Source organism: Wenzhouxiangella sp. 15190 (assembly GCF_003417465.1).
Classification (GTDB): domain Bacteria; phylum Pseudomonadota; class Gammaproteobacteria; order Xanthomonadales; family Wenzhouxiangellaceae; genus Wenzhouxiangella.
In genome coordinates this window covers 39038-51875 of the sequence record NZ_QVMV01000007.1, presented here as the reverse complement: position 1 = coordinate 51875, position 12838 = coordinate 39038, and the positions used below count along the sequence as shown (strand labels likewise).

General features: G+C 62.1%; 8 protein-coding genes. 2 read left to right on the top strand and 6 right to left on the bottom strand.

All coding sequences use genetic code 11. The annotated features are described in order from the left end of the window. Nucleotides 1–15 precede the first annotated feature (15 nt). The 4 genes from DZK26_RS01395 to DZK26_RS01380 form a co-directional block, all read right to left on the bottom strand. Nucleotides 16–1854 (bottom strand): SLC13 family permease, encoded by a 1839-nt coding sequence (locus DZK26_RS01395; protein WP_116897126.1) that lies wholly within the window; start codon nt 1852–1854, stop codon nt 16–18. 134 nt (nt 1855–1988) lie between these two features. Continuing rightward, nucleotides 1989–4370 carry a serine/threonine-protein kinase gene (locus tag DZK26_RS01390; RefSeq protein ID WP_116897125.1) on the bottom strand — a complete coding sequence of 794 codons (2382 nt, stop codon included), beginning with the start codon at nt 4368–4370 and terminating at the stop codon, nt 1989–1991. A 119-nt stretch (nt 4371–4489) separates the two neighbouring features. Then, a complete protein-coding gene (queC, locus tag DZK26_RS01385) occupies nt 4490–5152 on the bottom strand; it encodes a 7-cyano-7-deazaguanine synthase QueC (protein WP_220337023.1) in 663 nt (220 codons plus the stop codon). A gap of 20 nt (nt 5153–5172) precedes the next feature. Beyond that, nucleotides 5173–6981, bottom strand: coding sequence for a diguanylate cyclase (locus DZK26_RS01380; RefSeq protein WP_116897123.1), 1809 nt, complete (start codon nt 6979–6981; stop codon nt 5173–5175). 134 nt (nt 6982–7115) lie between these two features. Here DZK26_RS01380 and DZK26_RS01375 point away from each other — a divergent pair, with 134 nt between their 5' ends. Further along, complete coding sequence (locus tag DZK26_RS01375; RefSeq protein WP_116897294.1) at nt 7116–8303, top strand: serine hydrolase; 1188 nt, start codon at nt 7116–7118, stop codon at nt 8301–8303. A gap of 137 nt (nt 8304–8440) precedes the next feature. Beyond that, complete coding sequence (locus DZK26_RS01370) at nt 8441–11134, top strand: bacteriohemerythrin (protein ID WP_116897122.1); 2694 nt, start codon at nt 8441–8443, stop codon at nt 11132–11134. A 42-nt stretch (nt 11135–11176) separates the two neighbouring features. Here DZK26_RS01370 and DZK26_RS01365 read toward each other — a convergent pair whose 3' ends face one another. Both DZK26_RS01365 and DZK26_RS01360 read right to left on the bottom strand, forming a co-directional pair. Next, entirely contained in the window at nt 11177–11833 is a 657-nt protein-coding gene (locus DZK26_RS01365; protein ID WP_116897121.1) for a metalloregulator ArsR/SmtB family transcription factor, read from the bottom strand. Nucleotides 11834–11876: 43 nt separating this feature from the next. After that, complete coding sequence (locus DZK26_RS01360) at nt 11877–12734, bottom strand: sterol desaturase family protein (protein ID WP_116897120.1); 858 nt, start codon at nt 12732–12734, stop codon at nt 11877–11879. Nucleotides 12735–12838: the final 104 nt, after the last annotated feature.

Sequence of the window (12838 nt, the reverse complement as noted above, 5' to 3'; positions counted from 1 at the left end):
CCTCCCGGGAAGCCTCTAAAAGACGAGGTTGAGTCCCGCCAGCATCACGACCATGTACAGAACGCTCATGATGCCCCCGACGCGCACGAAGTCCTTCACCTTGTAGCCACCGGGCCCCATAATCAAGGCATTGACCGGATGCGTGGGCAGGATGAACGCATTGGACGTGGCCAGTGCGATCAGCAGCGCGTAGACCGCCGGATTGCCACCGGTGGCCAGCGCGATATTGATGGCAATCGGCACCAGCAGCACCGTGGCGCCGACGTTGGACATGACCAGTGTAAACAGGGTAGCCATGATGCCAAGCACGATCTGCACTACGAGCTTCGGAACGTCACCAAGCAGACCCAGCACCTGCTCGGCAAGCCAGGCCGCGGTCCCGGTCACTTCCATGGCGATGCCCAGCGGGATCAGTCCGGCCATCAGAAAGACAGTCTTCCAGCTCACCGCCCGGTAGGCCTCATCCATGCTCAGAACGCCGGTAAGCACCATGCCGATGGCGCCGGCCATCAGGGCGATGGACAGGTTGAAATCCGTAAAGAGAATCAGGAACAGGCTCAGCCCGAAAAAACTGACCGCATGGATGACCTTCTGCGGCCGCTGCTCTTCCTTGGGAATATCGGTGGCAACGATGAAGTCCTTGTCGCGCGCCAGGCTGGCCAGGTCGCGCCAGGTCGAGTGACTGACCAGACAGTCACCCACCTGCAAGACTTGCTCACGCAGGTCGTGCGCGATGATCTCGTTGCGGCGGTTGATGGCCAGCACCGAAATACCGAAGCGCGAGCGCAGACGTGCCTCGCCGATGGTCTCGCCGACCAGCCGCGAGCCCGGCGGAATGACCACCTCCGAAATCCCCGCGCGGGTCGGATTGAACAGGCTGCCGAAGGTTCTCAGCCGGGGCTGCAGCCGCAGGTTGTTCGCCAGGGCGAACTCACCGACCTGTTCGCGGGTTCCCATCACGCCCAGCACCGTACCCACCCAGATCATTTCGCCGGCCGGCGGCGCCAGGCGGGGCTGGTCGGTGTTCTGAATGGCGAGCATCAACGGTGCCCCTTCAAGGTTTTCCGCTTCCGCAATCCGCATGCCAACCAATGGCGAATCCACCGTCACCAACATCTCGTAGATGTCGCCCTCGATGCCGTAGACTTCCTTGAAATAGCTCTTCGTGCGTCCCGGCGCAGCCGGTCGCTTTTCTTCCCTTTTCGGCAGCAACGCCGCTCCGGCGACCAGAAAGTAAAGCAGCGTCATGGCCAACAGTGCCAGGCCGACGAGGGTCACGTCGAACAACTCGAACGGTTGCATCGACTCGGCCCCCGGCGGCAGGGAACGATTGGACGTCTCGATGAGATCGTTGAGCAGGATCAGCGGCGACGAGCCGACCATGGTCAAGGTGCCGCCGACGATGGCTGCGAAGCCCATCGGCATGAGCAGGCGTGAAAGCGGCATGTCCAGTCGCGCCGAGATGCGGCTGACCACCGGCATGAACAGCGCCGTTGCGCCGACGTTCTGCATGAAACCGGAAGTCACCCCAACCGTCGCCGACAACATCGAGCGAATGCGCGACTCCGAGGGCCCGCCCAGCTTGACGATGAACGAGGAGACCAGGTTCATCACGCCGGTCCGATCGAGACCGGCGCCGAGGATCATCACGGCGATGATGGCGATAACGGCGTTGGAAGCAAAACCGGAGAAAAGCTGATCGCCCGGAACCAGTTCGAGCAGACCGACCAGCACCAGGATGCAGATGGCGGCAACATCCAGACGAACGAGCTCGGTAACGAAAAGCGTGATCGTCAAACCCAGCAGCACCAGCACCAGAATCATGTCGCCGCTGAGAGTCAGGCCGCTTTCCATTCCGTTTGCGCTTTGGGTCCGTCTTTGATTACTGAGAATTTCCTGCCCGTTAACCTTACCCGAAGGCCGGAAGGATTGCGCGAATTTTCAGCACATTGGCGCCGTCCGTAGCGAACACCGGAAACGCCAGGACGTCATTCGTCGCGGCTGCGCAAGGAATCGGCCTGCTCGCGCAACTCGGCTGCGCGATCCGGATTACCGAGCGCTTCATGGGTATCTGCCAGCGAGTCCATGGCCTGGATGCGTCGGTGAAAGTCCTCACCGACCAGCTCGGCCAGGCGATCGATCGATGTCTGCAGATGATCGCGGGCGGCTTCCAGGTGGCCGGCAGCCAACTCGCTTTGCCCCAGGCCGAAATGAACCAACCCCTGGAACAGGTGCGTATCGGGCATGACGTTGCGGCGCGCAAGCGCCTCGCGATGCATGGCCAGGGCCTGGTCGATTTCCCCCATATCACGATAGGCATTGCCCAGGTTGTAGGTAAAGACCACCGATTGCGGATGTTCGGATCCGTAATGCTCGAGTGCGAGATTCCGTGCTCTTTCATAGAAGGGCAGCGATGCTTCGAGCTTGTCCTCACCACCCTGCTGCCGAAGGGCGCCGGCCAGGTTGCCATATTGCACGATGACCAGCGGATGGTCCTCTCCATACAATCGCTCGGTCTCTTCGACACCCTCGCGCACCACTTCTTCGGCCTCGGCATAGCGCTCCTGGCGCAGCAGGACGACGCCGCGGTCGTTGAGCAGGCTGACCATGGTTGCCCGGGCGGTGGGGTCGTCCCATTCGCGTGCCGCCTCCAGCGCGGCCTGGAACCACTGCCCGGCCTGGTCGAGCTCATAAAGCTCGGAATACGACTGGCCCATCTGTCGCATGACGTTGATGCGTATCGACCGCAGGGATTCCGACGGCTCGGGACCGATTTCGTCGAGAACGCGGCGGTAGATTGCAAGCGCCTCCTCGTGCCGCGCCTGCTCGGAACGAACATTGCCTTGGAGAGACAGCAGATCCAGCCACTCTTTCTGTGTTTCGGGTCGTTGCCGCTCGGCGACCTTGAGCAGTTCCCCGACGCGTTCGTCGGCCTGCTCGATCCGGGATTCCTGCAAATCGATCAGGCAAAGCTCGATACCGGCATTCAGATAAATCTCGAGCGGCCGTTCACTGGCCGGAAGGTCGAGAATTCCCTGCAGGTACTCGCGCCCTCGCTCGTATTGGCCGAGGCTGGAGTAGACCTGCCCGATGGTCAGTTCGATTTCGGCTCGAATGCCCGGCTGGCTGGCCAGTTCATCGCCCACCCGTTCGGCTGCGTCGGCCAGTACCCGGTCGAGCACGGGTGTATCGGCACCCTCGGCGTAGCGGGGATCGATCGAGGAGAGCATGCTGGTGGTAAATGCCGCGATCTGCTCGGCCCGATCGGCCTGGGCACGCGCCTCGAACAGGCCGTAGACGGCCACGACCAGCCCGACCACCAGCGCCAGCGAAACAATGCTTGTCGCCCCGACCACCAGGGCATTGCGGGCCAGGAACTTGCGCCAGCGATAGGCGCGCGTGTCCGGCACCGCCTCGACGACTTCATTGGCCAGGTAGCGGCGCAGGTCGGCCGCCAGCTCGGCCGCGGAATCGTAGCGTTCATCCCGGTCGGGTGCCAGCGCGCGGGCCAGGATCCAGCGCAGTTCCCGCGGCAGATGCCGGGCGCCTCTGGCCGATCGCACGACATCGGCATGCTCGCCTTCTCCCGTATGGGTGACGCCCACCAGCATGTGCCGAACCGTTTCGAGCGCGGCGGTGTTGTCAGCCGGCGGCGGACGCCGGTCGGTCAGCAGTTCGAACAGCAATACGCCGAGCGAATAGACGTCGGTGCGTGTGTCCACTTCGGAAGTCGGACCCGCCAGCAATTCCGGGCTCATGTATCCGCGGGTGCCGGCCCGGTCGGTGGTATCCGATCGAGCCCGGCCGTCGCGCTCGACGATACCCGTTGCCACGCCGAAATCGATGATCTTCGGCATGGAATAGTCGTCGACCCGATGAACCAGGATATTGCCCGGCTTGATGTCGCGATGAATCACGCCCTGCTGATGGGCATGCTGGATACCACCGCACACCCGCACGAACAATTCGAGCCGCTCTTCCCGTGAAAGACCGTGCCGCTCGACATGGTCGACGATGGGCTCGCCCCGTACCCACTCCATTGCCAACCAGGGACGGCCGTCCTCGGCCGTGCCGGCATCATAAACCTGGGCGATGGCCGGATGATGCATGCGTGCGAGCATCTGGCGCTCGACTTCGAACCGGGCGCCGGCCGTACCGTCGCGCCGACGTTCGCCGATCAGTTTGAGGGCCACTTCTCTTTGGACGGGTTCGAGCTGCTCGGCCAGATAGACCGCCCCCATCCCACCGCGCCCCAGTTCGCGGATAAGCCGATACGGTCCGATCCGCCCGGGCGCTTCGTCGTCCCGGCCTTGGGCGCCCGGGCCATCGATAACCGTGCGGTCGCCCTCTGGCGGGTTCTGCTCACTCATCGTGAAACGGCCCCTTTTGGCAAAATCAGGGCAGTATCTTACGGCTGGCCGAACCTTTTGTCAGCGGCGCCTGACACGGCTGTCCAGCCATGGCCACCGGCAAAGCCAACAAGGGCGATTCAGTCGTGCATGACGTAACGCGTGGGGTCGGACACGCCCGCCGATTCGAATCCGGCCCGTCGAAGCCGACAGGAATCGCAGCGGCCACAGGCAAGCCCATCGGAATCGGCCTGATAACAGGAAACGGTCATCGAGTAATCCACGCCCAGCGAAACGCCGCGGCGAATGATGTCCGCCTTGGACAGGCTGATCAGGGGCGCATGCACCCGGAACCGTTCACCGTCGACGCCGGCCCGGGTTGCGACCTGGCACAGCGCTTCGAAGGCGACGATGAATTGTGCGCGACAATCCGGATAGCCCGAGTAATCGACGGCGTTAACCCCCACGAACAGGTCGCGGGCCTCGATCACCTCGGCCAGCCCCAGCGCCAGGGAGAGCATCAGCGTATTCCGGGCCGGTACGTAGGTCACCGGAATGCCGCTCGATTCAGTCTCGGGTACATCGATGTCATCGGTCAAAGCCGAGCCGCCGATGGCGCGCAGGTCCACACTCACCACCCGGTGAGAGGCCGCGCCCTGCACGCGACTGATCTGTTGTGCGGCATCGAGCTCGGCCCGGTGTCGCTGTCCGTAATCGACGGCCAGCGAGTGACATTCATATCCGGCAGCCACCGCTTCGGCCAGCACGGTTGCCGAGTCGAGTCCGCCGGAGAGCAGCACCACGCCTTTGCGATTCCCCGAACTCAAAACGCCAGCTCCGAGGCGGATACAACCTGGTTCCTGCCCTGCGCCTTGCCGGCATACATGGCGTCGTCGACGCGCTTGATTACCTGGTTGAAGACGGCCCCTGATTCAATCTCGGTCACGCCGAAGGTCATGGTCATCGAAATCGACCTTCCGCCCACTTTCAGTGGCGAATTGTCCAATGCCCGCGCCAGGTTGCGAGACACGCTGTAGGCACCGGCCTCGCGCGTTCCGGGCAGAAGAATCAGGAATTCTTCCCCGCCCCAGCGAGCGGCAACGTCCACACCACGCAGATGATCGCCAAGCAGCCCGGCAATATGCACGAGCACTTCATCACCCACCTGATGGCCCAACGTATCGTTGACCTCCTTGAAGTTGTCGATGTCAGCCATGATCAGCGACGAAGGTTCGTCGTGCTCATCGCGCCTCAGAATCGCCCGGTCGATCCGCTCGGTCATGTCGCGCCGGTTGGACAGACCGGTCAGCGAATCGGTGCGGGCCGCCTTGTCTAGCGTTTTCGAGAGCCGCCGGCCCAGGCGGTAGCGGCTGTAGAGCAGACCCAGCACGAGCAGCAGGAGAACGACCATGACAATCGACGCGGCACTGATCATCTGCTGGCGCCGGGCGCGCTGCTCGGACACCTCCGCCCTGGCCCGCTGCAGGGCCAGTTCCTGCTCCAGTTGATCGGCCTGGAACGCCTGCTGCAGTTGTTCGACACGAGCGGCCAGATCCTCGTTGGCCTGGGCGTCATTGAGCGACATGAGCCGCTCGAGTCGCCGGAAAGCCGACTCGTAGTCACCGAGTTGTTCGTACGCCGTCATCTGCCGGCGCACCACTTGGCTGAGCAGACTGCTGTTGCCTTCGGGAACCAGGATACTGGCTTCGTCGAGAATGGCCAGAGCCTCGTTCGGCTGGCCCTGGGCAATGCGGGCTTCAGCACCGGTGATCAACGAGTTGATGACACCCACCGTATCGCCCACTTCACGCCGCAGTTCGAGTGACCGCCTTTGGTAGGTCAATGCCTCCTCGACCCGATCGAGCTCGACCAGCGCGCGGGCAATGTTGTCGGCCGCGTAGGCAATTCCGCGCGGGTTCTCCAGTTCTTCAAACAACTGCAAAGCTCGACGGTTGTAGTCGAGGTTCGCCTGGTGTTCAACGGCGGCCCTGTCTTCTTCGCCCGCTTGCGCGTATGACTCGCCCATCCGTTCGGCCAGGGCGCCGAGATTGACCAGGGTGCCCGCAATGCCCTCGCGCCAGCCGATTTCCTCGAACCCTTCCAGCGCCTGGCGGTGAAAGCTCCGGGCCTCACTCCAGTTGCCGAGCGTGTTGTGCAGATTGCCGATATTGCCGGCCGCCCGCGCGGCACCGCCGACATCCCCGGCCTCCCGACTGGCTTCCAGGGCGGTCAGGTAATGTTCCAGGGCCCGGTCGTGATCACCGATCTCCCAAAACAGGACGCCGGCAGTGCGGCGAACGGAAGCGATGCGGACCGGGTCTTCCACGCCCTCGGCCAGCGACAACGCAGCGTCGACGACTTCGATCGCCTCCTCATTACGGCCGAGGATGTGCAGGTTCGAGGCCACTGCCGCCTGCACTGCCATCCGGCCAGCCGGACAATCCATGCCGGCTTCATCGATCCGCCCCAGCAACTCGCGACCCTTCTCGACACCGGCAGCCGCGTCATGGTCCCGCATCGCCCGGATCGACTCCGCCCGCTCCGGCAACTCGCCGCAAGTCAGCGCCACCGCCGGCATCGAATGCAGACCGGACAGGAGCAGGAGAACGAGTATTACAGACTTGAATCTCATGGCCCGCAGTATAGCTGTCCAACCCGGAGGTGCGCATAGGGGCTGTCTTCCGGAGAACCCGAACACGAAGTCTGGTAATCCAAGCAGTGTGCATCGATGCTACGCTCGGCATGATCAATCCGGAAAAACCCACCATGTCCCAGCCACCGAATTCTCTTGCTCGCATACTTCTTCTCTGGGGTTCGCTCCTTGCGGCCTCGGTAGCCATTGCCGAAACCACTTATTTCCCCGATCCTTTCGACTGGCAGGCCGCTGAACCGGAAGCCGCGGGCTTCGATCCCGAAGCGCTTGAGTCAGCCGTCGCCTTCGCCCGCGATAGCGCGGAAACCGAACCCGGTGACCTTCACCAGGTCCTGCTCGACACCTACACCGATCGCGAACCCGACTATCGCGTACTCGGCCCGACGAAACCGCGGGCCGGCGACAGCGGCATGATTCTTTCGGAAGGCCACATCGTTGCCCAATGGGGCGACGTCCATCGCGTCGACATGACCTTCAGCGTGGTCAAGAGCTACCTGTCCACGCTGGCCGCGCTTGCCGTCGAACGCGGGCTAATCGAATCGCTGCACGATCCGGTCGGGCGCTATGTCACCGACGGGAAATTCGCCAGCGAACACAATAGCGAAATTACCTGGCACCACTTGCTGCAGCAGACCTCCGACTGGTCGGGCACACTGTGGGACACACCGGACTGGGCCGACCGGCCCGTGGGCGACGGCCCCGAACAGTGGCGCAACCGCGAAATGCACGAACCCGGCACGCACTTCAAGTACAACGATGTGCGCGTCAACCTGCTTGCCTACAGCCTGACACAGGTCTTCCGCAAACCCTTGCCGGTGGTGCTGCGCGAGACCGTCATGGATCCGATCGGCACCTCCAGTACCTGGCGCTGGCACGGCTATGAGAATTCCTGGGTGGAACTCGACGGACTGCGAATGCAGTCGGTATCCGGGGGCGGCCACTTCGGCGGCGGGCTGTTCATCAGTACGGCCGACCATGCCCGCTACGGCCTGCTCATGCTCAACCGCGGGGTCTGGGAAGGAACTCGCCTGATTCCCGACAACTGGTTCGAGCAGCTCAGACAGCCCACCGAAGCGCGCCCCGACTACGGCTACATGTGGTGGCTCAATACCGACCAGGAGCGCATCCCCGAAGCCCCCGAAAACGCCTACTGGGCAGCCGGCTTCGGCGGCAATTACATCTACGTCGACGAGTGCAACGACCTGGTCGTGGTACTGCGCTGGATTCCCGAACTGGAAGCGGTCATCGAACGCATTCTCGAGGCGAAGGAATCGGCACGGCAGTGCCGCAAGGCAGCGTGAGCGGCGCCGGAATGGGATAGGACGTACGAGCCGTCAAAGGCTTCGGGTCGCATATGTGCTAGATTGCCATTGAATGACTCGCCTCGCTGGGAAGGGGCAGGCGGGCACAGTTCCAGGATTGCACGAGTGACGCATGAATGCATAGAACGGTTCCATCCGGGGAAGACGCTAACGGCCCCGCCTTCGAGATTTTTCCCTGGAGCAAACACTTCGAAACCGGCATTGCCGATATTGACCAGCAGCACCGCAGGCTGGTGTCCCTGCTCAACCAGGTCGCCTCGGCCGCGGTCGACGATTCGACCGATATCAACCTGGACGAACTGCTCGATGAGTTGACCGCATACGCCCACTATCACTTCGAGGACGAAGAAGCCTTGTGGGCTCGCTACCTGGAAGGGGAGAAGGTACTGGCCGACCACCGCAAGTACCATTCCGGCTTCGTCGAAAAAGTCGGGGAACTCTATCAATCCAGAAAATGCCGGCGGGAGACCCTGCACGAAATTCTGTCCTTCCTGACGCACTGGCTGGCCCGTCACATCCTGCAGAACGATCGGGAAATGGCCCTGATCATCGAACAGATGGACCAGGGCGCCAGCGTGGACGAGGCGCGACTGGAAGCACATCGGCAATTGCGCCAGGCCTCACCGGTGATTCTCGACACCGTACTGAACATGCATCAGCAACTTTCCCGGCAAACGCTCGAGTTGATCGAGGAGCGCAAGGCCCGTTCGCGAGCCGAAGCCGAACTGGGTGAGGCACTGCAACGCCGTGCCGAAGATCGCTACCGGGCGGTATTCGATTCCAGTGCCGACGCCATCGTCGTGTTCGACGTCGACGCCGAACGGGTTCTGGATGTCAACGAGAGCGCCTGCAAACTATTCGGCCAAACCAGGGAGGAACTGGTCGGCCGTCATGTTACCGAGTTACATCCACCCGAATTGAAGGATGAAATAGGCAGTGAGTTCGACCGATTTATCGAATCGGCAACCGATTTTTTGCTGGTTGAAACACGGATCCGCCGCGGCGATGGCACGGAACTGCCGGTGGAAATCAGCGGTGGACAACAGTTTGCCGGCCCCTCCGGGCAGAACGCGGTCGCGATATTCCGGGATATCTCGTCACGCCTGGAAGCCCGGCGGGAACTGGAATACATCGCTTATCACGACCCGCTGACCGGGCTCGGAAACCGCGCCTGGATCGTCGAAGCGATCGCCGAGTCCATGGTCGATTTGCCTGAGGACAATGCATGGCTGGCGGTAATGGAGCTCGACATCGATCAGTTCAGGCACATCAACGACGTGCATGGCCAGGTGTTCGGTGATGAGCTTCTGGTCCGACTGGCACGACGCTGGGAAGCGCTGCTGGGATCCGAGGCCCGGCTCGCCCGTCTCGGCGGTGACGAGTTCGTGGTCCTGGTACCCAAAGTATCAGATCGGGGCGAGGTCCATCGGCTGGCCTCCCGACTGATGAAGGCCGGCGAGAAACTGCTCCGTATCGATGGAAAAACACTTTCCGTCTCTTTCAGTGCCGGCATCAGGTATTGTTCCGCCAACTCCCCGATCGAACCCGACCTCCTGCTGCGCCAGGCCAACCAGGCCATGTACCAGGCCAAACTGAAGGGGCGCAGCCGCTACGAGGAGTTTGATGTTGACCGTGAATCCATTATTCAGCAGCAGCACCTGACCATCAATGCGGTGCGTGCGGCTCTGGATAACCAAGAGCTGACAATCCACTACCAGCCCCAAGTCAACTCACGCACGGGCAGGATACTGGGTGTGGAAGCGCTGTTGCGCTGGCAGCATCCCGAACAGGGACTTCTGTCACCGGCGGCATTTCTTCCAGCCATTGAAAGCCATCCGTTTTCCATCCAGCTGGGTGAATGGGTCATCGAAACCGCCCTTCGCCAGATGCGGATCTGGAATCAGCAGGACCTGCATCTGGCCGTTGGTGTCAATATCGGCAGCCTGCAGTTGCAGGACAACGAATTTCCGAGCCTGGTCGAGCGCCTGCTGAACAAATACCCGGAGATCGATCCGCGGTCGATTGAGTTCGAAGTGCTCGAAAGCGGCGCCCTGGAAGATCTCGAACGGGCCATCGACAACCTGAATGCACTGCGCGCGCTCGGTGTGTCGATATCCATCGACGATTTCGGCACGGGCTATGCGTCACTGACCTATCTCAAGCAGATACCGGCTCACGTCCTAAAAATCGATCGCAGCTTTGTTCACGACATGCTCGAAGAAGCCGACGAACTGCCGCTGCTGCTGGGGATCATCACCATGGCGGACTCCTTCGGCATGGAGGTGCTGGCAGAAGGAGTGGAAACGGCCGAACATGCAAGGCTGCTGCTGGAGCTGGGCTGTGAGCAGGCGCAGGGTTACGCGATTGCCCGGCCCATGCCACCCGATCAGGTGCCGGCCTGGGTGGAGCAATGGGAGCCCGATCCGGGCTGGAAGGATGTGCTGCCAATCCTTCGCAGCGACCTCGCCGGCCTTTCCGCCATCAGTGCCCATCGCCGGTGGTTCAACGCATTGCAGTCGCAAGAAAACGAACCGCCGCGAGCGCAATCAGGTCAGGCACAGGACCCCTGTGAGCTTCAGGACTGGCTGAATTCGCTGCAGCCACGAAGTTCCTCCTCGCGGCAGGCCAGTTTGATCGACGAGACTCGCCGCTTGCACACACTCATGCTCGAAGAGGCCGGCAAGCTGGTCGGAGTAACCGTGGCGGATGACCGCCATGCCCGATTCGAACGAGTGCAGGCCGTGAACAATGAACTTGTCGACACGCTGCGAGCGCTTTTGCAATGGCGCGCTCGACGCGCCCTCGACTGAGAACCCGACTTGTAACAGATTAAAAAGTCTTACCGAAAGGTCTCATTGGATCGGCAGCCCCGCTGCCTTCCATTCGGGAAATCCTTCTTCGAAGCGCCTGACCCGGTAGCCGAGTTCTCTTAGCCGCTGAACGGCCTCGTGGGACAGCGCACAATAAGGGCCGCGGCAGTAGGCCACGATCTGCTTGTCCCGCGGCAGCTTTTCCAGCATGGCTTCGAGCTGTTCGAGCGGGATGTTGATCGCTTCGGGCAAGTGTCCGGCCTGGAATTCCTCGACCGGGCGCACGTCGAGCAACGCGACTTCTCCGCTTTCCAGTCCAGCCAGCAGTTCACTTTGCGAAACCGTTTCCAGGGCTCCGTCGGCATCGTCATCGGAAAACAGTCGGCTGACCAGCCGTTCCATTTCAGCCAGGTTGGTTTCGGCGACTTGCCGGAGCAGACTCAGCACGGTGATGATCCGCTCATCGGTGAGCCGGTAGATCATCTGCTTGCCGGAACGACTCGCCGTGACCAGGCCGGCACGCCGCAACTGCTGAAGATGCTGGGAAGCATTACCCACCGTGAGGCCGGTGGTGCTGGCCAGGGTGTCCACCGATGCCTCGGCCTGGGCCATGCGCTCGAGCAATGCCAGACGGTGCCCGTTGCCGAGCCCTCGTGCCACCTGTGCCAGCGTGTCAAGAAGGTCCTGTTGCGTTGTCATCCTGATTCACCACTTTGGGTTGAAATGGGCAGACTGATGCCTGCTAGTCGGTCTCGACACCCGTATCGTCCCTGCCGCGTGCGTTGATGGGGTAGCTGTGCGTGGGGCCATGGAAAGGCTGCCAGAGCATGCGGTCCAGGCGCAGCTCCCGCGGGTCGCGGAAGAGATTGATGCCGATGGTCATCGCGATGTGCCCGTCACGCGGCTGGGCCCGGTAGGTGCCGAAAATACGGTCCCACCAGGGCAGGTTGAACCCGAAATTGGAGTTGGTCTCGTTCGGATACCAGGAGTGGTGGACCCGGTGCATCTCCGGGGTCACGACGATCCAGCGCAGTATCCGGTCAAGCGGCTTCGGCAGGCGCACGTTGCCGTGATTGAACATGGAGGTGGCATTGAGCAGCACCTCGAATATCAGGACCGCCAGGGCCGGCGCCCCGAGCATCACGATGACGCCGGCCTTGATGAACATCGACAACAGGATCTCGACGGGGTGAAAGCGCAACCCCGTGGTGACGTCGAAGTCCAGGTCGGCGTGGTGCATGCGGTGAAGGCGCCACAGCAGCGGGACCGCATGGAAGAACACATGCTGCGCCCAGATCGCGAAGTCGAGGACTAGCACTGTGATGACGATCGTCAGCCAGTAGGGGGTATCGAGCAGCTGGAGCAGTCCCCACCCCTGGGTCTCGACGAACAGCGCAGTACCAACGGCAGCGGCGGGGAACAGAACTCGCACCAGCGCGGCGTTGAGCACGACAACGCCAAGGTTGTTGAACCATCGGTAGCCTTTTCGGACACGCCGCTGTCGGCGCGGCGCGAGAACCTCCCACACCGCCATCAGGCCAAAAATGCTGGCGAATGCGCCGATGCGCACTATGGGCTCCTGCGACAACAGTTCATTCATGACCCTGTCTTCCCCGTAACGGCCGAAAGACCAGTGGAGAGCGGATTGTCCCAGGATATGGCATCGCTTTTCACCTTTGCGTTGACGGGTGGAAGACGAACCAC

What these genes read in the sequence shown, in the direction of transcription:
- DZK26_RS01365 (WP_116897121.1), bottom strand. Translation starts at nt 11,833, where the DNA reads ATGACAACGCAACAGGACCTTCTTGACACGCTGGCACAGGTGGCACGA.
- DZK26_RS01380 (WP_116897123.1), bottom strand. Translation starts at nt 6,981, where the DNA reads ATGAGATTCAAGTCTGTAATACTCGTTCTCCTGCTCCTGTCCGGTCTG.
- DZK26_RS01375 (WP_116897294.1), top strand. Translation starts at nt 7,116, where the DNA reads ATGTCCCAGCCACCGAATTCTCTTGCTCGCATACTTCTTCTCTGGGGT.
- DZK26_RS01390 (WP_116897125.1), bottom strand. Translation starts at nt 4,370, where the DNA reads ATGAGTGAGCAGAACCCGCCAGAGGGCGACCGCACGGTTATCGATGGC.
- DZK26_RS01370 (WP_116897122.1), top strand. Translation starts at nt 8,441, where the DNA reads ATGCATAGAACGGTTCCATCCGGGGAAGACGCTAACGGCCCCGCCTTC.
- DZK26_RS01360 (WP_116897120.1), bottom strand. Translation starts at nt 12,734, where the DNA reads ATGAATGAACTGTTGTCGCAGGAGCCCATAGTGCGCATCGGCGCATTC.
- DZK26_RS01395 (WP_116897126.1), bottom strand. Translation starts at nt 1,854, where the DNA reads ATGGAAAGCGGCCTGACTCTCAGCGGCGACATGATTCTGGTGCTGGTG.